At 72.3% G+C, this 21271-nt stretch carries 18 protein-coding genes; 15 read left to right on the forward strand and 3 right to left on the reverse strand.

What is annotated here, in order from left to right; genetic code table 11:
• Positions 1-76: 76 nt before the first annotated feature.
• The 6 genes from ACLJQE_RS16125 to ACLJQE_RS16150 all read left to right on the forward strand — a co-directional run bounded on the left by ACLJQE_RS16125 (position 77) and on the right by ACLJQE_RS16150 (position 8341).
• The gene (locus ACLJQE_RS16125; RefSeq protein WP_410640022.1) at positions 77-1966 is read left to right on the forward strand and encodes an intein-containing Rv2578c family radical SAM protein; all 1890 of its coding nucleotides are present in this window, start codon (positions 77-79) and stop codon (positions 1964-1966) included.
• Between the two features lie 157 nt (positions 1967-2123).
• A complete protein-coding gene (gene merB, locus ACLJQE_RS16130; protein ID WP_410640023.1) occupies positions 2124-2726 on the forward strand; it encodes an organomercurial lyase in 603 nt (200 codons plus the stop codon).
• Between the two features lie 104 nt (positions 2727-2830).
• On the forward strand, positions 2831-4606 hold the full coding sequence (aspS, locus tag ACLJQE_RS16135; protein ID WP_410640024.1) for an aspartate--tRNA ligase: 1776 nt from the start codon (positions 2831-2833) through the stop codon (positions 4604-4606).
• Positions 4606-5553: a DUF389 domain-containing protein gene (locus tag ACLJQE_RS16140; RefSeq protein WP_410640025.1), complete on the forward strand. Its 948-nt coding sequence runs from the start codon at positions 4606-4608 to the stop codon at positions 5551-5553. Before aspS ends, ACLJQE_RS16140 begins: the two co-directional genes overlap by 1 nt.
• A gap of 79 nt (positions 5554-5632) precedes the next feature.
• Positions 5633-6817: a phosphotransferase gene (locus ACLJQE_RS16145; RefSeq protein WP_410640026.1), complete on the forward strand. Its 1185-nt coding sequence runs from the start codon at positions 5633-5635 to the stop codon at positions 6815-6817.
• Positions 6818-7510: 693 nt separating this feature from the next.
• Positions 7511-8341: an SGNH/GDSL hydrolase family protein gene (locus tag ACLJQE_RS16150; protein WP_410640315.1), complete on the forward strand. Its 831-nt coding sequence runs from the start codon at positions 7511-7513 to the stop codon at positions 8339-8341.
• On the opposite strand, the gene ACLJQE_RS16155 is transcribed toward ACLJQE_RS16150, so the two are convergent.
• From ACLJQE_RS16155 to ACLJQE_RS16165, 3 genes are all read right to left on the reverse strand, one after another.
• Entirely contained in the window at positions 8313-9041 is a 729-nt protein-coding gene (locus tag ACLJQE_RS16155) for a metallophosphoesterase family protein (protein ID WP_410640027.1), read from the reverse strand. The genes ACLJQE_RS16150 and ACLJQE_RS16155 overlap by 29 nt on opposite strands.
• Positions 9042-9103: 62 nt before the next feature.
• Entirely contained in the window at positions 9104-10312 is a 1209-nt protein-coding gene (locus tag ACLJQE_RS16160) for a cytochrome P450 (RefSeq protein WP_410640028.1), read from the reverse strand.
• Positions 10313-10343: 31 nt separating this feature from the next.
• Positions 10344-11039 (reverse strand): TetR/AcrR family transcriptional regulator, encoded by a 696-nt coding sequence (locus ACLJQE_RS16165; RefSeq protein WP_410640029.1) that lies wholly within the window; start codon positions 11037-11039, stop codon positions 10344-10346.
• Positions 11040-11180: 141 nt separating this feature from the next.
• Here ACLJQE_RS16165 and ACLJQE_RS16170 point away from each other — a divergent pair, with 141 nt between their 5' ends.
• The 9 genes from ACLJQE_RS16170 to ACLJQE_RS16210 all read left to right on the forward strand — a co-directional run bounded on the left by ACLJQE_RS16170 (position 11181) and on the right by ACLJQE_RS16210 (position 21232).
• Positions 11181-12554, forward strand: a complete 1374-nt coding sequence (locus ACLJQE_RS16170) for a replication-associated recombination protein A (protein WP_410640030.1) — start codon at positions 11181-11183, stop codon at positions 12552-12554.
• A gap of 194 nt (positions 12555-12748) precedes the next feature.
• Positions 12749-13126 (forward strand): VOC family protein, encoded by a 378-nt coding sequence (locus ACLJQE_RS16175; RefSeq protein WP_410640031.1) that lies wholly within the window; start codon positions 12749-12751, stop codon positions 13124-13126.
• Between the two features lie 63 nt (positions 13127-13189).
• Entirely contained in the window at positions 13190-14086 is an 897-nt protein-coding gene (locus ACLJQE_RS16180; protein WP_410640032.1) for an NAD(P)-dependent oxidoreductase, read from the forward strand.
• Positions 14087-14125: 39 nt separating this feature from the next.
• Positions 14126-14512, forward strand: coding sequence for a DUF948 domain-containing protein (locus ACLJQE_RS16185; RefSeq protein WP_086841104.1), 387 nt, complete (start codon positions 14126-14128; stop codon positions 14510-14512).
• The gene (locus tag ACLJQE_RS16190; protein ID WP_410640033.1) at positions 14509-14814 is read left to right on the forward strand and encodes a hypothetical protein; all 306 of its coding nucleotides are present in this window, start codon (positions 14509-14511) and stop codon (positions 14812-14814) included. The genes ACLJQE_RS16185 and ACLJQE_RS16190 overlap by 4 nt, the downstream gene beginning before the upstream one ends.
• A 72-nt stretch (positions 14815-14886) precedes the next feature.
• Positions 14887-17547, forward strand: coding sequence for an alanine--tRNA ligase (gene alaS, locus ACLJQE_RS16195; protein ID WP_410640034.1), 2661 nt, complete (start codon positions 14887-14889; stop codon positions 17545-17547).
• On the forward strand, positions 17540-18040 hold the full coding sequence (gene ruvX / locus ACLJQE_RS16200; protein WP_410640035.1) for a Holliday junction resolvase RuvX: 501 nt from the start codon (positions 17540-17542) through the stop codon (positions 18038-18040). Before alaS ends, ruvX begins: the two co-directional genes overlap by 8 nt.
• On the forward strand, positions 18037-20388 hold the full coding sequence (gene mltG / locus ACLJQE_RS16205; protein ID WP_410640036.1) for an endolytic transglycosylase MltG: 2352 nt from the start codon (positions 18037-18039) through the stop codon (positions 20386-20388). Before ruvX ends, mltG begins: the two co-directional genes overlap by 4 nt.
• Before the next feature lie 16 nt (positions 20389-20404).
• Entirely contained in the window at positions 20405-21232 is an 828-nt protein-coding gene (locus ACLJQE_RS16210; RefSeq protein WP_410640316.1) for a shikimate dehydrogenase, read from the forward strand.
• Positions 21233-21271 lie beyond the last annotated feature (39 nt).

The raw sequence follows: 21271 nt of genomic DNA on the forward strand, positions 1-21271 counted from the left end.
GCACCACGGGCACCACGTGATCCGCTGGTCCCGAACCGGTTTGACACCCATCTAGAACATATGTTCGACTGGCGCCGTGCGATGGGATCGGCAGCGGACAGGGGAGGGTGAACCGGCACTGCCCGGGCTCGAGGGCCTGGTGCGATCGGTGCGGTCACCGGAATTCGACGGCGTCACCTTTCACGAGGTGCACGCGCGGTCGGTGCTGAACAAGGTGCCCGCCGGGTCCGGCGTGCCCTTCGGCTGGACGGTCAACCCCTACCGCGGCTGCTCCCACGCCTGCACCTACTGCCTCGAAGGCGGCACCCGGATCCTGATGGCCGACGGCCGGACGAAGGCGTTGTCGGACCTGAAGGTGGGCGACGAGATCTACGGCACCCGCGGCCACGGCGCCTCCCGCCGGCTGGTGCCGACCCGGGTCGAAGCGCACTGGACCACGCTGCGCGCCGCCTACCGCGTGACCCTCGAAGACGGGACCCGGCTCGTCGCCGGCGGTGATCACCGGTTCCTCACCAGCAAGGGCTGGAAGCACGTCACCGGCAGCAAGTTCGGCGCCGCGCAGCGGCCGCACCTGGAGCCCGGCACCGAGCTGATCGGCGTCGGCCGGTTCGAGCCGACGCCGGACGAGACGCTCGGCTACCGGGCCGGCTACCTGTGCGGGATGCTGCGCTCCGGCGGGTTCGCCGCCGAGCCGGACGCCGCCACGCGTGCCCTGCGCTACCTGCCGGACTTCGGGGCGTCGGTCGGGTTCCTCAAGGTGCCGCCGGACCCGGACGCGCACTGGCAGCGCGGGTTCCTCGCCGGCGTCTTCGACCTCGCCGGCGGTTACGGCCGCGGCGTTCTCGCGGTGACGCACGACGAGCCCGAAATCGCCGACGCCTTCACCGCCGCGCTCGACCGCTTCGGCTTCGCCCACCAGCTCGACGAGGTGCCGAAGTTCCCGACGCGCCAGGAGATCCGGGTGCTCGGCGGCGTCGGCGAGGTGCTGCGGTTCTTCCACGTCGGCAACCCGGCCGTGACGTGGAAGCGGTCGCTCGAAGGCGCGGTGATCGGCGCGAGCCGCCGCCGCGTGGAGACGATCGAGCCGCTCGGCCTGCAGCTGCCGCTGTTCGACATCACCACCGGCACCGGCGACTTCGTGGCCGACGGCATGGTGTCGCACAACTGCTTCGCCCGGAACACCCACACCTACCTCGACTTCGACGCCGGCCGCGACTTCGACACCCAGGTGATCGTCAAGATCAACGCCCCCCAGGTGCTCGCCGCGCAGCTGAAGAAGCCGTCGTGGCGGCGCGAGCACGTCGCCATGGGCACCAACACCGACCCCTACCAGCGCGCCGAGGGCCGCTACCGGCTGATGCCCGGCATCATCACGGCGCTGGCGCGGTCCGGCACGCCGCTGTCGGTGCTGACGAAGGGCACGGTGCTGGCCCGGGACCTGCCGCTGCTGCGGGACGTCGCCCGGGACGTGCCGGTGGGGCTCGCGGTGTCGATCGCGCTGCTCGACGAAGAGCTGCAGCACCGCCTCGAACCCGGCACGCCGAGCCCGCGGGCACGGCTGGAGCTGGTCCGCAAGGCACGCGAGGCCGGGCTGCCGTGCTCGGTGCTGGTGGCGCCGGTGCTGCCGTGGCTGACCGACTCCGAGGAGGCGCTGGACGCGCTGTTCGCCCAGCTCGCCGACGTCGGTGCGACGAGCGTCACGGCGTTCGCGCTGCACCTGCGGCCCGGGGCGCGCGAGTGGTTCGGCCGCTGGCTGGCCGGCACGCACCCGGAGCTCGTGCCGCGGTACCGGGAGCTGTACGCGCGGGGCAGTTACGTCCGGAAGGCCTACCGCGAGGGACTCGCGGAGCGGGTCGGGCCGCTGCTGCGGCGGCACGGCCTGGACCGCGACACCGGCGTCGGCGCGCGCGGTCCCGAGCTGCCGGCGGCCGAGGCCGCCCCCGCGGAGCAGCTGCGCCTGCTCTGACGGTCCTTTGTAGACTGACCGGGTGACGCACTGGGCCGTTCGGGGGCGTTCGCGGTCCGGTGTCTTCGGTTTACGGCGAAATGTCCGATCGTGTCGTTGTCGTCCCGCGTCACCGGCGCCTAACGTCGAAGGGATCGATCCCGGAAGGAGCCGGACGTTGACGACCTCGCAGACCGACCGGGTCGCGGCCGCCCGGCTCGCCTGGGCCGCGCTGAAGCTGACCCGGGCCGGCCGTCACCCGGTGGGTGTCGACCGGCTCGCCGCGACGGTCGGCGTCACCCCGGCCGAGGCCCGGCGGCTGGTCGAGCTGATCGGGTTCACCCTGCACCGCGACCTCGTGTCCACCGGCCCGGCACCCCGCGGCGCCCACCACCGCCTCGAGCCGGCCGAGGGCACCCTCGGCGCCGGCCCGGACGGCACGGTCGACATGTTCCTCCTGGCCCTCGCGACCGGCGAGCGCGTCCACGCGGCGGCGAGCTGCCCGGTCACCGGGACGCGCATCCGCATCGAGCTGACGGCCCACGCGATCCTGCTGGCCGACCCGCCGTCGGCCGTGGTCGCGGCGGTCGATCTCGGCTTCGGGCTCGACGGGGTCGCCGCGGTGGCCTGCGCGGGCCAGCCGTTCTTCGCCTCCGCCACCGCGGCGGCGAGCTGGCTGGTGGCCCACCCGGGCGGGCGCATCTACCAGGTGGCGGCCTACCTGGCCCAGACCCACCGCCTGGTCGCGGCGCTGGAAACCCGCCCCAAACACGTCCTCTGATCACCGGGGTCACCGCGCGAGCTGAGCCTGCCGATGTCGTACGCTGGGTGGTTCGTTAGCCTTCCAGGCAGCGAGAACCCCCATGTCGAAGGAGAGCAGCCGCAGTGCTCCGCACCCATCAAGCCGGCACCCTGCGTGCCGGACAGGCCGGACAGACCGTCACCCTCACCGGATGGGTGGCCCGGCGGCGCGATCACGGCGGCGTCATCTTCATCGACCTGCGTGACGCCGGCGGCGTCGCCCAGGTCGTCTTCCGCGAGGGCGAGATGGCCGAGCGCGCCCACGCGCTGCGGTCGGAGTTCTGCGTCAAGATCGTCGGCGAGGTCGCGAAGCGGCCCGAGGGCAACGCCAACGCCGAGATCCCCACCGGCGAGATCGAGGTCCTCGCGACCGAGCTCGAGGTGCTGTCCGAGTCCGCGCCGCTGCCGTTCCCGATCGACGACCGCGTCGACGTCGGCGAAGAGATCCGCCTCAAGCACCGCTACCTCGACCTGCGCCGCAGCGGCCCGGCCGCGGCCATGCGGCTGCGCAGCGAGGTCAGCCGCGCCGCGCGCGAGGTGCTGCACGCCCAGGACTTCGTCGAGATCGAGACCCCGACGATGACCCGCTCGACGCCCGAAGGCGCCCGCGACTTCCTGGTGCCCGCCCGGCTCAAGCCCGGCTCCTGGTACGCGCTGCCGCAGTCGCCGCAGCTGTTCAAGCAGCTGCTCATGGTCGGCGGCATGGAGCGCTACTACCAGATCGCCCGCTGCTACCGCGACGAAGACTTCCGCGCCGACCGGCAGCCGGAGTTCACCCAGCTCGACATCGAGATGAGCTTCGTCGAGCAGGACGACGTCATCAAGCTCGGCGAGGACATCGTCTCCGCGCTGTGGAAGCTGATCGGGCACGAGATCCCGCGGCCCATCCCGCGCATCACCTACCACGAGGCGATGGCCAAGTACGGCTCGGACAAGCCGGACCTGCGCTTCGACCTCGAGATCACCGACATGACGGAGTTCTTCGCCGACACGCCGTTCCGCGTGTTCCAGGCCCCGTACGTCGGCGCGGTCGTCATGGCGGGCGGGGCGAGCCAGCCGCGCCGCCAGCTCGACGCGTGGCAGGAGTGGGCGAAGCAGCGCGGCGCGCGCGGCCTCGCGTACATCCTCGTCAACGAGGACGGCACGCTCGGCGGCCCGGTCGCCAAGAACCTGTCCGAGACCGAGCGCGAGAACGTCGCCGCCGCGGCGGGCGCCAAGGCCGGCGACTGCATCTTCTTCTCCGCCGGCAAGGCCGCGTCGACGCAGCCGCTGCTCGGCGCCGCCCGCGACGAGATCGGCAAGCGCCTCGGCCTGATCGACGAGAACGCCTGGTCGTTCGTGTGGGTCGTCGACGCGCCGCTGTTCGCGCCGGTCGAAGACATCGGCGACGACGTCGCCGTCGGCTCGGGCAAGTGGACCGCGGTGCACCACGCGTTCACCTCGCCCACCCCGGAGTGGATCGACAAGTTCGAGCAGGACCCGGGCAACGCGCTCGCGTACGCCTACGACATCGTCTGCAACGGCAACGAAATCGGCGGCGGCTCGATCCGTATCCACCGCGGCGACGTCCAGAAGCGCGTCTTCAGCCTGATGGGCCTCGGCGAGGAGGAGGCGCAGGAGAAGTTCGGCTTCCTGCTCGACGCCTTCGCCTTCGGTCCCCCGCCGCACGGCGGCATCGCGTTCGGCTGGGACCGCATCGTCATGCTGCTGGCCAAGGCCGACTCGCTGCGTGACGTGATCGCGTTCCCGAAGACCGGCGGCGGGTACGACCCGCTGACCGCGGCGCCCGCGCCGATCACCGCGCAGCAGCGCAAGGAGGCCGGCATCGACGCGAAGCCGGCCGCCGCGCCGCAGAACTAGTGCTGCACCTCAGGGCCGTGTGCCCGCCGGACAAGACCGGCGAGGCGCTCGGCATCCTGCGGGCCCACGCCGGCACCGCGCACCTCATCGTGCACCGCGGTGCCGCCGTGGAGCCCGCGGGTGACCTGGTCGAAGCCGACATCGCCCGCGAGGCGGCGGACGAGATCCTCGACGCGCTCTGCGGGCTCGGCCTCGACCACACCGGCGGCATCACCCTCGAAGCGCTCGACACCGCGCTGTCCGACGCCGCCGACCGGGCGGAAGAGGCCGCGCCGGGCGAGGGCGCGGACGCCGTCGTGTGGGAGGAGCTGGTCGGGCGCACCGGCGAGGAATCCCGGACGAACGTGACGTTCCTGGCGTTCCTCACCATCGCCTGCCTGCTCGCCGCGGTCGGCGTGCTGACGAACTCCGCGGTGACGATCGTCGGCGCGATGGTCGTCGGCCCGGAGTTCGGGCCCCTGGCCGCGCTCGCGGTCGGGCTCGTGCTGCGCCGGTGGGACCTCGTCCGCCGCGCGTCCGCCGCGCTGGCCATCGGCTTCCCGCTGGCGATGCTCGTGACGCTGGGCGGCGCGCTGCTCGTGCGCGCGACCGACGTCTTCGGCGAGACCGCGTTCCGGCTGGACCAGAACCACGAGGTCGACTTCGTCTTCTCCGTCGGCGTGCCGTCCCTGGTCGTCGCGATGCTCGCCGGGGCCGCCGGGATGCTCGCCATGACGTCGGCGAAGTCGGCCGCGCTGGTCGGCGTGTTCATCTCCGTGACCACGGTGCCGGCCGCGGGCTACGCGGTCGTCGCGGCCGTGGCGGGGGAGTGGAGCCGGTGCTTCCAGTCCGTCGGTCAGCTGCTGGTCAACCTTCTCGGAATCGTTGCAGCTGCGGCCATTGTGTTGATCGTGCGCCGGAATGGGCAACGTTCAGCGGTAGGAACGCGTCCGCTTTCACGCGGGTGAACCGCCTCCGGGCGGGTTGCCCCTTCTTGTCCGGATGTCAGTAGTCATGGTTGCTCAGTCACGAGTAGGGTCGGTGACAATGACAGTCGACACCTCCTCCGCCGGCGATGCTGGAGTCGGGGCAGGAGCCGAGCAGCTCGCCATCGCCGCGGCCGTCGCGGCGGGCGAGTCCGTTCTCTCACGCCGGTTCGGCAGCGCGATCACGTTGGTCGCGCCCGAGGACCTCGCGGGGAGCGGCCCGGCCACGGTGGTCCGCGCGCGGGTGGTGTCGTCGTTCGCGCTGCCGCGCACGCTCGTCATCAAGCACTACCGGGAGCGGCCGGAGTCCGGCGCGGACCCGTTCGCCCAGGAGGCGGTCAGCTACCAGCTGTTCACGGCGATGGCCCCGGACGAGCGGATGTGCCCGGAGCTGGTGGCCCACGACGGCCGCGACCGCGTGCTGGTGCTGGAGGACCTCGGCCGCACGCCGACGCTGGAGGACAAGCTCTACGCCCGTGACTCCCGCGCGGCCGAGCGGGCGCTGCTGTCCTGGGCCCGGTCACTGGGCCGCCTGCACGCGAGCACGGCCGACCGGGAGGCGGACTTCAACGCGCTCCTGCGGCGCCTGGGCGGCCCGGCGAAGAGCGAGGCCGACGGCGAGGTCGGCGAGCTGTACCAGCGGGTGCCGTCGCTGATCCAGAAGCGCCTCGGCATCCCGGTCCCCGGCGAAGTCCTCGCGCAGGTGACGGCGGCCCTCGAGCAGTCGCGCGCGGCGGGTTTCCGTGCGTTCAGCCCGGTCGAGCTGAGCCCGGACAACAACCTGGTGACGGGCCAGGGCGTCCGGTTCCTCGACTTCGAGAACGGCTGCGTCCGCTCGGCCCTGGTCGACGCGGCCCACCTGCGGCTGCCGTTCGCGAGCTGGCCGGACGCGCTCGCCCTGCCGGCGGGGATGAGCGAGGCGATGATCGCGGCCTGGCGCGCGGAGGTGGTCGGCGTGTGGCCGGCCTTCGCCGACGACGAGGTCCTCACGGCGCACTTGACCTCGAGCGAGCTGCTGCGGGTCTGGCTGATCACGGGCGAGGAGCTCGGGTCGTTGAACCTGTCCCGCCACGCGGCACCGGTGAGCCGGGAGGCGGCGTTCGTGACCTGGTGGCGGGATCTGGCCAAGCACGCCGGATATGTCCGGATGACCGCGGTTTCGGAGTTCGCGGCGAGGGTGGCGGCGGCACTGGCGGCCCGGTTGGGGCCGCACGCGGACCTGGCGTTCTATCCCGCTTTCCGCTGAGCCTTCCGCTTGAGCCGGAGGTGTTGTCCACAAGTGGGCCGTGGTGTTGATGGGTGGGCGGGTTTCCGGGTGAACCGGGCTTTTTGCCGGCCGGCGTCGATACGCTGGAAGCGGGGGCAGCCCCCAGGGAGGGCGGGCTGTGTTCTGCCGGGGTTTTCTCTGCCGGAGTGGGCCCTGCCGGGTTGGTCCCGCCGGCCCGAACGCCGGATTGTTCAACGGCCGCCAGGCCGGGTCAAGGCGGGAAAGCGTGCCTTGACCCGGCCTGGCGGCCGCTGAGGCGGCTGCGTATCGGGTCGGCAGGGGGGTGTGGCCGAGAGCGGGTTGTGTTCGGGCCGGGTTGTATCGGAGGTGGCTGAGTCCGAGCGCACCCAATGTGGCCTTCGGTGCGTTGAGCGCACCCAATGTGGCCTTCGGTGCGTTGAGCGCACCCAAGGTGGCCTTCGGTGCGTTGAGCGCACCCAAGGTGGCCTTCGGTGCGTTGAGCGCACCCAAGGTGGCCTTCGGTGCGTTGGACGCACCCAAGGTGGCCTTCGGTGCGTTGGACGCACCCAAGGTGGCCTTCGGTGCGTTGAACGCACCCAAGGCCACATTGGGCCCGAGGAGTTGGGGGGGCTGTGAGGTGGGCGTCAAGAATTAGGCCCGGTGTCGCAGGCGCGTTACCTCGACCTCACCGGGTGTGAGCCTGCGTGGCCGATGGTCGTGGGCGTGACCGTGATGAGCGTCGATGTCACCCCGCTGCCCGAGCACCCCGGAACGCCGCTCAAGAGAGCCCGCCGGCTGGCCGTCCTCGGCGACTCGACCGCGGTCGGGCTCGGTGATCCACTCCCGCGGCGCGGCGGCTGGCGCGGGGTGGGCCCGCTGGTCGCCGCCGCGCTCGGGGTTGAGGCCGACGGCTACCTCAATCCCTCCTTTGCCGGGGCCCGGATGCGCTGCGTGCTCACCGAACAGGTTCCCGCCGCCGTCGCGCACCGGCCCGATGTCGCCCTGCTCGTCGCCGGCATGAACGACACCCTCCGTCCCGACTTCGACGCCGCCCGCGTCGCCGCCGATCTCACCGAAGTGATCCGGTGCCTGCGCGAGACCGGGACCACCGTGCTGCCCGTCCGCTTCCACGACCACAGCAAGGTGTTCCGCCTCCCGTCGTCGCTCAAGCGGGCCCTCAGCGCCCGCGTCGCCGAACTCAACGCCGCCATTGACGACGTCGTCGCGCGCGAAGGCGTGCCCTGTCTCGATCTCGCGCGGCTGTCCGGCGCCTACGACCTCGCGTCCTGGAGCGTCGACCGGCTGCACCCCTCCGAACTGGGCCACCGCATGCTCGCGAGCGGCTTCACCGGGCTGCTCGCCGACGCCGGGTTTGCCGTGCCGGCACCGGTGAGCCTCACCTGCAGCGGCGGCGTCGAGCCGAGCACCACGGGACACGTGGGATGGCTGATGCTCAAGGGCATCCCGTGGCTCTGGCGCCGCGGCCGCGAATTCCTGCCCTACGCCGCCGCCATCATGTGGAACTCGTTCCGCGCCCGCTGAACACCCGCAGCGCCTCGACGTCCGAAGCCGGGTTGCGGACGAAGAAGTCCGCCCACTCCTCGATGTCCGGGTACGCGCAGTGCTCCACCAGGTACCGGCACGCCGCCTCGACGTCGTACTCCGTGCGCCGCAGCCGGACGCCGTCGCCGAGCAACGCCCAGTGCGCGCCCCTTGCCCCGTACGGCATTCCGACGCTGCCGGGGTTGACGACCAGCCGCCGGTCCGCGAGCCGGACGAACGGCATGTGCGTGTGCCCGCAGACGACCGTCGACGCGGACACGCCCTCCAGCACCTCCGCCCAGCGCTCCGGAGCCGAGTCCACCAGCACGATCTCGGTGTCGTCGCGCGGCGTCGCGTGGCAGAACAGCACGCCGTCCACCGTCACCGTCAGCGGCAACGCGTCGAGCACCGGCAGATCGGCCGGACGCAGCTGCTTCGCCGCCCACGGGAAAATGGGGTCCGGGACGAACGAGCCGCCGGTGCGGGCCGATTCGGCCAGCTCGCGGTCGGCGTTGCCGCGCACCCACACCGCCCGGTCGCCGAGCGCCTGGAGCCGCTCCAGGGTCTCGACGGGCATCGGACCGGCGAGCAGGTCGCCGAGCAGCACGATCTTCTCCGCCGCCTGGACGTCCGGCTCGGCCAGGACCGCCTCCAGCGCCGGGAGCACCCCGTGGATGTCCGCCAGTACCGCCACGTTCACCGGTCCACCATCGGGCACACCGGGCGCCCCGGGCGAGCGATTTCGCCCAGGGCGCAACCGGTCTAGACCGTCGTCAGCGGCAGTTCCCGCACCCCGGTCATGTTCGGGTTGACCTGGAACTTCGGCGGCTCACCGGAGATCGTGCGCAGCACCGGGTAGCGGTCGAACAGGATGTTCAGCGCCACCCGGCCTTCCAGCCGCGCGAGCGGCGCGCCGATGCAGAAGTGGATCCCGCGGCCGAACGCCAGGTGCGGGTTCTCCGCGCGCAGCGGGTCGAACGTGTCCGGGTTGCGGAACACCCGCTCGTCGCGGTTGGCCGCCGCCACCCAGCAGAGCAGCATCTGGTCGGCAGGCACCGTGACGCCACCGATCTCCGCCTCCCGCATGGTCGTGCGGGCCACCGCCGCGAACGGTGTCAGGTACCGCAGCGACTCTTCGATCGCCGGTGGCACGAGCGAGCGGTCCGCGCGCACCCGCTCGTCCCACTCCCGGTGCATGTCCAGGCACAGCACCGCGTTGCCGAGCAGCATCGTGGTGGTGATGTGGCCGGCCAGCAGCAGGAGGTTCGCGAAGTTGACGACGTCGGCGCGGGACAGCCGTTCGCCGTCCAGCTCGGCCTCGACCAGCTTCGTCAGCAGGTCCTCCCGCGGCTGCTTGCGCCGCTCGTCGACGTGCCCGCCGAGGTAGTCGGTGAGCGCTTTCTGGCCTTCCATGGACGCCAGGATCGCCGCGTCCTGCTTCTCGTCCTTCTTGACCAGCGAAACCTGGTTGGCGGACTCGAACATCTTGTCCACCCAGCCCTTGAACAGGTTCCGGTCGCTCGCCGGGACGCCCAGCAGCTCGGCGATCACGATCACCGGCAGCGGGTAGGCCAGGTCCTCGACCAGCTCAAGCCGGTCGCCGGCCGGGATCGCGTCCAGCAGCTCGTGGGTGATCGCGGCGATTCTCGGCTCGAGGTCCGCCACCACCTTGGGCGTGAACGCGCGGCTGACGAGCTTGCGCATCTTGTTGTGCAGTGGCGGGTCGATCTGCAGGATGCTGCCCGCCGACATGTCGTAGTCGGGATCCGGCATCATCTCCTTCGGCACCAGCCGCGTGGTGTCGGACGAGAACGTCGCCGGGTCGCGGAGGATCGTTTCGATCTCCGGGTGCCCGTAGACGTTCCACATCCCCAGTTCCGCGGCGAACTCGACCTGCTTCTCCGGTTGCTTCCCCCGCAGCCAGAACTGGGCCTCGTGGAGTCCCCAGGTGTCGGCCATCGTGGTGGTCATTTCCGCCCCTTTCCCCGGTGTGGCCCCCGGATCAGCCGGAGGCCTTGGCGGGATCGTGTGCGTAGATCCCGTTTCGGAAGCCCGAGACGAGCTCCTCGAGCGTCGAACTCAGCTCCGCCGCCACCTCCGCGACCGCGGCGGGGTCGGGTTCCCCTGGCGGCTCGAACGCGGTGCGGATCAGGTGCGCGAGGACATCCGCCCGTTCTTCCAGGGGGATGCCCTCGAACTCGTGCGAAACCGTGTCGCCGACGTAGAAGCCGAGGGTCGTGGCCTGCAGCGCGTAGCTCGCGTGCGGGACGTCCGTGCGGATGAGTCCCCGCCGCAGCATCACTTCCTCGAAGTGCACGCTGACCTCGGCCTGCTGCTTCTTCAGGGCGAGGTCGCCGAGCGAGCCGAACATTTCGGCGTTGCCCCGCAGCATCGCCATCACCAGCGGACGGCGGTGGGTGATGAGGAACGACTCCGGGATCATCCGGTGGGGAAGGATCATCGCCGGGTCGGCCTTGATCATGGCCAGCAGTTCGTCGGTCAGATCGGCCGACTCCCGCATCATCAGCGCCTGGAACAGCAGTTCCTTGGTACGCCAGTGCAGGTAGACGGTGCCCTTGCCGATGCCGACCGCGCGCGCGACGTCGTCGATCGCCACCTTGCGGTAGCCCATGCGCAGCAGCAGCTCGCCCGCCGCGTCCAGGATCCGGTCGGCGCGTTCGCGGTTGGGATGGCTCATGCGTCTCCACCTGTGATTTCGTTGAGCTTTTGACTGGTTGACTGGAATCGCACTTTCGGTCAACCAGTCATTAGGACGGTAGCGCCGATCGGGGGGCCAGGGCAAGCGGTTCTGTCGGTGGGGTCGGTTAACGTCATCTCCGTGGCACAGGACGAGCTGTTTACCGTGAACGCCGACATCGCGCCTCCGCCGGAGCGCACGACGTCGAACGCGGCCGAGCCGCAGGCCGACCCGGCCAGTTCACCGCTGGCCGTGCGGATGCGGCCGCGTTCGCTCGGCGAGGTGGTCGGCCAGCAGCACCTGCTGCGCGAAGGCGCTCCGCTGCGGCGGCTGGTCGAGGGCGCCGCGCCGGCGTCGGTGCTGCTCTACGGCCCGCCCGGCACGGGCAAGACGACGCTGGCCAACCTGGTCTCGATCGCGACCGGCCGCCGGTTCGCGGCGATGTCGGCGCTCTCCGCGGGCGTCAAGGAGGTTCGCGGGGTCATCGAAGAGGCGCGCCGCCGCCGTCAGTACAACGCCGAGAACACCGTGCTGTTCATCGACGAGGTGCACCGGTTCTCCAAGACCCAGCAGGACGCGCTGCTCGGCGCGGTCGAGGACCGCACGGTGCTGCTGGTCGCGGCGACCACCGAGAACCCGTCGTTCTCGATCGTGGCCCCGCTGCTGTCGCGGTCGCTCGTGCTGCAGCTGCGCCCGCTGACCGACGACGACATCACGGAGCTGATCGAGCGCGCACTGGCCGACGAACGCGGCCTCGGCGGCGAGCTGACGCTGACCGAGGACGCGCGCGCCCACCTCGTCCGGCTCGCGGGCGGGGACGCGCGCCGCGCGCTCACCGCGCTCGAGGCGGCGGCGGACGCGGCGTCGGCCACCGAGGCGAAGACGATCGACCTGGCCATCGTCGAGTCCACTGTGGACAAGGCGGCGGTGCGCTACGACCGTGACGGCGACCAGCACTACGACGTGATCAGCGCGTTCATCAAGTCGATCCGCGGGTCCGATGTGGACGCTGCCCTGCACTACCTGGCCCGGATGATCGAGGCGGGCGAGGACCCGAGGTTCCTCGCCCGGCGGCTGGTCGTGCACGCCAGCGAGGACATCGGGATGGCCGACCCGACGGCACTGCAGTCGGCGATCGCCGCGGCGCACGCGGTCCAGTTCATCGGCATGCCGGAGGGCAGGCTGGCCCTCGCGCAGGCCACGGTGCACCTGGCGACGGCCCCGAAGTCCAACGCGGTGATCAAGGGCATCGACGCGGCACTGGCGGACGTCCGCGCGGGCCTGGCCGGAACGGTGCCACCCCACCTGCGCGACGGCCACTACGCGGGGGCGAAGAAGCTGGGCAACGCGCAGGGCTACCGGTACCCGCACAACGTCCCGGAGGGCGTGCTGGCGCAGCAGTACCCCCCGGACGAGCTGGTCGGCCGCGACTACTACGAGCCCACCCAGCGCGGCGCCGAGCGGCCACTGGCCGAGCGGGTCCCGAAGCTGCGCCGCACGATCCGCGGTCAGTGACGCTGCGGGCCGCTGCGGGCGGCTCCCGGTCCGGCCCGGCGCCTCTCGTCGCGTGCCGGAGCCACTGCGCGCCGCGGTGAACGTCGTTCGTCCGGAGCGTGGGCCGGGGTGGCCAAGATCATCGGGGTTCGTAAACTTTGCCCCTCCAGGCGGCCCGGACCGGCGAGGGCCCCGCGACGGCAGGAGGCGTGCCCGTGCCCGCGACGCTGCAGTGCATCGTCCTGGACTGTCCGGAACCACTCGTGCTCGCCCGCTTCTACCAGGCCCTGCTCGGCGGCGACGTCGACCGCCCCGATCCGCGGTGGCGGGTGGACGAGGACTGGTCGACCCTGCACGTGGACGGCACGGTCCTCGGGTTCCAGCGGGCACCGGACCACCGGCCGCCGAGCTGGCCCGATCCGGCTTTCCCGCAGCAGTTCCACCTCGACTTCGAGGTCGACGACTTCCGGGAGTCGCACCACGTCGTCCTGGCGCACGGCGGCCGGCTGCTCGATCCCGACCTCGGCGGCCGGGGCTGGCGCGTCTACGCCGATCCGGCGGGTCATCCCTTCTGCCTGCTGGGCGACTACTGAGCGACTGACTGCTCCGCGACTGCTGAGCGCGCGGGGCCGTCCGGTCTCGGCCACGATGGCGGCATGACTGTCGCGTTTCTCGGAACCGGGATCATGGGCGCCCCGATGGCGGCCAACATCGCCAAGGCCGGCCTCGAAGTCCGCGTCTGGAACCGGACCCGGGCCAAGGCCGAGCCGCTCTCCGACGTCGCCACGGTCGCCGGGTCGGCGGCCGCCGCGGCCGAGGGTGCGGACATCCTCGTGACGATGCTCGCGGATGGACCGGCCGTCGCTGAAGCGTTCGAGGCCGCTTCGCCTGCTTCGGGGACGTTGTGGCTGCAGATGAGCACGGTCGGCCTCGACTGGACCGACCGGCTGGCCGCCATGGCGGAGCAGGCGGGCGTGGTGTTCGTCGACGCGCCGGTGCTCGGCACCCGGCAGCCCGCGGAGCAGGCGCAGCTGCAGGTCCTGGCGTCCGGGCCGGAGGAGGCGCGGCCCAAGGCGACGCCGGTGTTCGACGCGGTCGGCCTGAAGACCCAGTGGCTCGGCCCCGCGGGCCGGGGCAGCCGCCTGAAGCTGGTGATGAACGCGTGGGTGCTCGCCCTGACCAACGCGACGGCGGAGAGCCTCGGCCTGGCCCGCGCGCTGGGCCTGGACCCGCAGCTGTTCCTCGAGACGATCAAGGGTGGCGGCCTCGACGTCGGCTACGCGCACGTGAAGGGCGGGGCGATGCTGGCGGGCGAGTACCCGCCGGCGTTCCCCGCGGGCCTGGCGGCGAAGGACGCCCGCCTGGTGGTGGCGGCCGCGGGCGACGACGTCGACGTGGCGGGGGCGAAGGCGGTCCTCGCCCACCTCGAGGCGGCCGTCGAAGCAGGCCACGGCGACGAAGACATGGCCGCGCTGTACCGCGCGGTGGTGCGGGAGCGGCAGGGGAACACGGCCCGGCGGGGTGACACGGTCGGGAACCAGCCCAGGCGGTAACCTCAGTCGGCATTCCGACCCCTGAACCGAGGAGGGCCCGTGTCGGCAGGGCAGATCGCCGCGTTGATCGCCGCAGGAGCATTCGTGGTGCTGGTCGTCCTGCTGGCGATCCCGCTGATCAAGCTCGGCAAGACGCTGGACGCGGCCACCGAGGCGATCGAGCGGACCAACAGCAACACTGATCCACTGCTGATCGGCGCGAACGAGACCATCACGCACGTCAACACCCAGCTCGAGCGGGTGGACGGGATCACCGCGAACGCGCAGGCGGTCACCGGCAACGTCTCCGCGCTGACGTCCGTGTTCACCGCGACCCTGGGCGGCCCGCTCGTCAAGACCGCGGCGCTGTCCTACGGGCTCAGCAAGGCGATCAAGGCGCGCAAGAAGAAGAGCGCCTTGAAGGCCGCGAGGAAGGCCGGCAAATGAAGCGGCTGTTCTGGCTCGGCGTCGGGGTCGTCGCCGGCGTCGCCCTGTCCCGCAAGGCCGCCGAAACGGCTCGTCAGGCCACTCCGGCCGGGTTAGCATCGAACCTGGGGGACGCCGTGCGCGAGCTGGCGGGTGCCGTGGGTTCGTTCGGCGCCGAGGTGCGCGCGGGCATGAGCGAGCGGGAACAGGAGCTGCACGACATGGTCGAGGAGCGGACGGGCGTGACCGCGCCCCGCGCCGAGGGCCGGCACGCCGCCGCGGCCCGGCGCCCGGTCCGGCGAGCTCGCCGGGCGGAGGGCTGACCGGGCCGCGCCCGGATCCCTTCCGCCGCCGTCGCCATCCTGTTCTTCGTCACCAGCTACAAGGACTGACCCGTGGACACACACGAAATCACCGACCGCTTCCTGCGCCATTTCGAGGGCCGGGGCCACACGCGGGTGCCCAGCGCGCCGCTGATCCTCGACGACCCGAACCTGCTGTTCGTCAACGCCGGCATGGTGCAGTTCAAGCCGTACTTCCTCGGTGAGGCGCCGCCGCCGTACCCGCGCGCGACCTCCGTGCAGAAGTGCGTGCGCACGCCGGACATCGACGAGGTCGGCAAGACCACCCGGCACAACACGTTCTTCCAGATGGCTGGCAACTTCTCCTTCGGCGACTACTTCAAGGAAGGCGCCATCGAGGCGGCCTGGGAGCTGATCACCAAGCCCCAGGCCGAAGGCGGCTTCGGCCTCGACCCGGACCGCATCTGGGCGACCGTCTACAACGACGACGCCGAGGCGGCCGGGCTGTGGCGCAAGCTCACCGGCCTGCCCGGCGAGCGGATCCAGGCCCGCGACGGCAAGGACAACTACTGGGACATGGGCGTGCCCGGTCCCGGCGGCCCGTGCTCGGAGATCTACTACGACCGCGGCCCGGCGTACGGCCGCGAGGGCGGCCCGGTCGCCGACGAGGACCGCTACATCGAGATCTGGAACCTCGTCTTCATGCAGGACGTCCGCGGCGACCTGAGCCCCAAGCTCGGGCACCCGCCGATCGGCGAGCTGCCGAAGAAGAACATCGACACCGGCATGGGCGTCGAGCGCGTCGCGACGCTCCTGCAGGGCGTCGAGAACGTCTACGAGACCGACCTCGTGCGCCCGGTCATCGGCCGCGCGGAGGAGTTCTCGGGCCGCCGCTACGGCGCGAACCACGCCGACGACGTCCGCTTCCGCGTCATCGCCGACCACGCCCGCACCGGCGTCATGCTGATCGGCGACGGTGTCACCCCGGGCAACGACGGCCGCGGCTACGTGCTGCGCCGCCTGCTGCGCCGCATCGTCCGCTCCACGCGCCTGCTCGGCGTGCAGGAGCCGGTGCTGCAGGAGTTCGCGAAGGTCGTCCGCGACACCATGGGCCCGACCTACCCCGAGCTCGTCTCCGGCTTCGACCGCATCAACGAGGTCGTCCGGATCGAGGAGGAGGCCTTCCTCTCGACGCTGACCTCCGGCTCGCGCATCTTCGACCTCGCGGCCGAGGAGACCAAGCGCGGCGGCGGCGACGTGCTGGCCGGCGACAAGGCGTTCCAGCTGCACGACACCTACGGCTTCCCGATCGACCTCACCCTGGAGATGGCGGCCGAGCAGGGCCTGACCGTCGACGAGGACGGCTTCCGCACGCTGATGAACGAGCAGCGCACGCGGGCGAAGGCGGACGCGGCGTCGCGCAAGACCGGCCACGGCGACCTCTCGGAGTACCGGAAGGTCCTGGAGCAGCACGGCGAGACCGAGTTCCTCGGCTACACCGACCTGCAGGCCGAGGCGAAGGTCGTGGCGCTGCTCGAAGACGGCCGGCCGGTCCGCAGCGTCTCCGCGGGCAAGAAGGCCGAGCTGGTACTGGACCGGACGCCGTTCTACGCCGAAAGCGGTGGCCAGGTCGCCGACACCGGCGTGCTGCTCGGCGACGGCGTCGAGCTGAAGGTGCTGGACGTCCAGAAGATCGTGCCGGGGCTGTTCGTGCACCGCGTCGAGGTCGTCGACGGCGAGATCGGCCTGGACTCCAAGGTCACCGGCTCGGTCGACGCCCACCGCCGTCTCTCCATCGAGCGTTCGCACTCCGCGACGCACCTGGTGCACGCGGCCGTCCGCGGCGCGTACGGCAAGCGCGCGGCGCAGGCGGGTTCGCTGAACTCGCCGGGCCGCATGCGGTTCGACTTCACCACGCCCGGCTCGGTGTCGGCGGACGTGCTGACCGAGGTCGAGGAGGAGGTCAACGACTACCTCCAGACCAACGTCGAGGTGCAGAGCTTCACCACGACCAAGGACAAGGCCCTCGAGCTCGGCGCGGTCGCGCTGTTCGGCGAGAAGTACGGCAACGACGTCCGCGTGGTCGACATGGGCGAGTACTCCCGCGAGCTCTGCGGCGGCACGCACGTCGACCGGATCGGCCAGCTCGGCCTGGTCAAGCTGGTCTCGGACGCGTCCATCGGCTCGGGCGTGCACCGCGTCGAGGCGCTCGTCGGCGGCGACGCGCTGAAGTACGTCCGCAAGGAGCAGCTGCTGGTCTCGCAGCTGGCGAACACCTTCAAGGTGCCGTCGGACCAGCTGCCCGGCCGCATCGAGGACGTCCTGACCCGGCTGAAGAACGCCGAGAAGGAGATCGCCCAGCTCAAGACCCAGCAGGTGCTGGGCTCGGCGGGCGCACTGGCCGGCAAGGCGCAGGAGATCGGCGGCGTCACCGTGGTGGCCGAGGTCGTCCCGGACGTCGACGGCAACGGCCTGCGCGCGCTCGCCTCCGACATCCGCGGCCGGCTGGGCGCGCGGCCCGGCGTCGTCGCGCTGTTCTCGCCGGCCGGCGAGAAGCTGAGCTTCGTCGTCGCGACGACCAAGGCGGCCCAGGACAAGGGCATCGCCGCGGGCAAGCTCGTCCCGTCGTTCGCCGGGAAGATCGGCGGACGCGGCGGCGGCAAGCCCGACATGGCCCAGGGGGGCGGCACGAACCCGGCCGGCGCGGCCGAGGCGGTCACCGCCCTGCGCTCGGCGATCGCCGGCATTGGTTAACCGCGAAAACCGCGCTCCGGACCGCCCTGGCGCAGGCGATCCGGGGCGCGGCCGTCGGCTCGGTGTCGATGTCGGATCGGTGCGGGTCGGGGTGGCGCTGAGCGATCCGGCCCCCGTGCTCGCTTCGCCATTGGTTACCCTCTCCCGCGATGCGACCGACGACACTGATCTGGACCAGCTGGCCGCCCTCGTCACCGAGCACGAGGTGGTCGAGGTGATCGTGGGCCTGCCGCGAACGCTCGCCAACCGCCAGGGTCCGGCGGCCGAGCTGGCGATCGCGTATTCTGAACGCCTGGCCGGGCGGATAGCGCCCGTGCCGGTCCGGCTGGGTGACGAGCGGCTGACCACGGTCACCGCATCCCGCATCCTCTCCCAGCGCGGGGTCAAAGGCCGCAAGCAGCGTGCGGTGGTCGACCAGGCCGCCGCCGTCGAAATCCTGCAGGCCTGGATCGACGCCGTCGCTGCGCACCGCGCCCGGGAGGGAGACCGATGAACGAGCAGCCACCTGAGCCCCCACGCGGGCGCCGGCGACTGCGCGAGCCGGAAGCGGCCACCCCGCCGCCGTCCCGGCCCGCCCCGCGCCGAGCCGACCCGCGCGACCCGCGGGCCGCGGAACCGCGCCGCAGCCCGAGCGGGCAGCACGAGCTGCCGCCGCACCGCGGGCAGGCGGGCAGCGGCGAGTACGAGCTGCCGCAGCCCTCCCGCCGGGCCCGGCGGGAGGAACCGCCGGGCTACGACCCGCGCCGCGGCGCACCGCAGCCCGGCCGTCGCCGCCTGGAACCGCCGGGCACGCTGCCGCCGGCCGACACCGAACTCGACCCGCAGGAGCGCCGCGGCGCCCCGGCCCGCGCCGCCCACGCCCGCCACGGCCTCGACGAGGGCTCCGAGCTCGAACAGCCCGCCCGACGCCGCCGCCGCGCGGCTCCGGACCCCGACGAGGCCGAAGTCAGGCCGCCTCGCCGTCGCGTGGCCCCGGACTCCGACGACGCCGAGGCCAGACCGTCCCGGCGGCGCGTGGTTCCGGACCCTGACGAGGCCGAGGTCAGGCCGCCCCGCCGCGCGGTTCCGGACTCCGACGACGCCGAGGCCAGGCCGCCTCGCCGTCGCGTGGTTCCGGACCCTGACGAGGCCGAAGTCAGGCCGCCTCGCCGTCGCGTGGCTCCCGACCCCGACGAGGCCGAAGCCAGGTTGCCCCGGCGCGCCACGCCCGAGCGGATCGAGCCGGCGCCCGCGCGGCGGCGCCGGGCCGATCCCGACGTGGCCGAGCCCGCGAAGGGGCGGCGTGGCCCGGCCCCCGAGCCGATGGAGGCCGCCGGGCCGCCGCCGGGCCGCCGCCGGGTCGCGCCCGACGTGGCCGAGACCGCCGATTCACGGCGGCGCCGCGCGGCGCTGGAACCCGACGCCGATCCGCGTCGCGAGGCCCCCGAACCGCCCGCCCGGCGGCCCGCCCAGCCGGGTGACCGCTCCGCAGGCGTGCCCGAACCCGGCGCCGAGCCACGCCGCCGCCCGGCGGCCCCGCCCGTGCGCGAGGAGCCGGCGACCGACGTCCTGCCCGCGCTCGCCCCGCCGCCCCCGGCCGAACCGCCGCGGGCGCCGCAGGACGAGCCCGTGGACGACGAGTACGCGGACTACGACGAGTACGGCGAATACGAGGACTACGACGAGGCGGAGTACGGCGAGGAGTACGACGACTACGACGAAGAGCCGGCCCGCCCGCGCAAGAAGAAGGGCAAGCGCGCCCTCGGCTGGGTCGCCGCGATCGCGGTGATCGCCCTGCTCGCCGGCGGTGCCTGGTACGGCTTCAACAAGTTCTTCGGCTACGACGACTTCGAAGGCGCCGGCACCGAGGACGTGCTGTTCCAGGTGGAAGACGGCGACTCGACGTCGGCCATCGGCGCGAAGCTCACCTCGGCGGGGGTCGTCGCCAGCGGCAAGGCGTTCGTGAAGGCGGGTGAAGGCAACCCGAAGCTCGCCCGGATCCAGCAGGGCTTCTACGTGATGAAGTCCCACATGTCCGGGGCCAGCGCGGTCGAGCGGATCACCACGCCCGCCTCGCGGGTCGGGCAGCTGGAAGTCCGCCCGTACACGCAGTTCGACGACATCACCCAGCCCGACGGCAAGGTCACGCCCGGCGTGTACAGCCTGATGGCGAAGGCGTCGTGCGCGCAGCTCAACGGCAAGAGCACCTGCGTCTCGGCCGACGACCTGCGCAAGGCCGTCGACGCGGCGGACCTGAAGCAGCTCGGCGTGCCGGACTGGGCGATCGAGCCCGCGAACAAGGCCGACCGCAAGGACCGCAGGCTGGAGGGCCTGATCGCGCCGGGGCTCTACGACGTCAAGCCCGGATCCACCGCGCCGGAGATCCTCGGGCAACTGGTGCGCAGCTCGACCGAGGCCATCCAGAACGCCGGGCTGAGCACGCAGTCGACCGGCCCGGGCATGACGCCGTACCAGACGCTGATCATCGCCTCGATCATCGAACGCGAGGCGGTCAAGGCCGACTTCGGCAAGCTCTCGCGGGTCATCTACAACCGGCTGAACATCAACATGCGGCTGCAGATGGACTCCACGGTCAACTACGTGCTCGACCGGCCGACGCTGCTGACGAACGAATCCGACCGCTTGAAGTCCGGCGCGTACAACACGTACAAGAACGCCGGGCTGCCACCGACGCCGATCTCGGTGCCGAGCGCGGACGCGATCCAGGCCGCGGTGAAACCGCCGGCGGGCGACTGGGTGTACTTCGTCAAGTGCGAGAAGAACGGCCTGTCCTGCTTCTCGGTCACCAACGACGAACACAACCGCAACCGCGACCTGGCCAGGGAACGCGGTGTCATCTGAGCCCCGCAAGGCCGCCGTGCTCGGGAAACCGGTGGCGCACTCGCTGTCCCCGGTGCTGCACGGCGCCGCGTTCGCCGCGCTCGGCCTGACCGGCTGGACGTACGAGCGGATCGAGACGAGCGCCGAGGAGCTCCCGGGGCTGCTCGGCGGCCTCGGTTCGGAGTGGACCGGGTTCTCGGTCACCATGCCGGGCAAGCGCGCGGCACTGGACCACGCGGACGAGGTGACGCCGCGCGCGGCCGCCGTCGGCGCGGCCAACACGCTGGTCCGCACCGCGCGGGGCTGGCTCGCGGACTGCACCGACGTCGAGGGCGTCACCGGCGCGCTGCGCGCCGCGGGCGGCTACCGGCCGTCCCCCGGTGACACCGCGGTGGTGCTCGGCGCGGGCGGGACCGCGGCGGCGGCGGTCGTCGGCCTCGCCGCCCTCGGCGTCCGGCAGGTGCGCCTGGTCGTGCGCGAACCCGCGCGCGCCGGCGAAACCCTCGACGCGGCGAAGCGGGCCGCACTCGACGTCGACGTCCTGCGCTGGGCCGACACGGACTTCGCGGCCCTGGGGTCCGCGGCGGTGCTGGTGAACACGGTCCCGCCGGACGCGGTCGCCGGGCACGTCGACGGCCTCGCCGCGATCGGACACGTCCTCGACGTCATCTACCACCCGTGGCCGACCCCGCTCGCCGAAGCGGTCGCGGCGCGCGGGGGCCGGCTGGCGACCGGGCTGGACATGCTGCTGCACCAGGCGTTCGGCCAGGCCGAGCACTTCACCGGCCGCCCGGCTCCGCGGGCGGCGATGCGGGACGCGCTGCGCACCGCGACCGGCAACCTGCTGCCACTGCCGATCGACTGACGGTGCCGAGCTGCTGAAACTCGCTTGCCCGCGTTGATA

Source organism: Amycolatopsis sp. lyj-346 (assembly GCF_046548975.1).
Lineage (GTDB): Bacteria > Actinomycetota > Actinomycetes > Mycobacteriales > Pseudonocardiaceae > Amycolatopsis.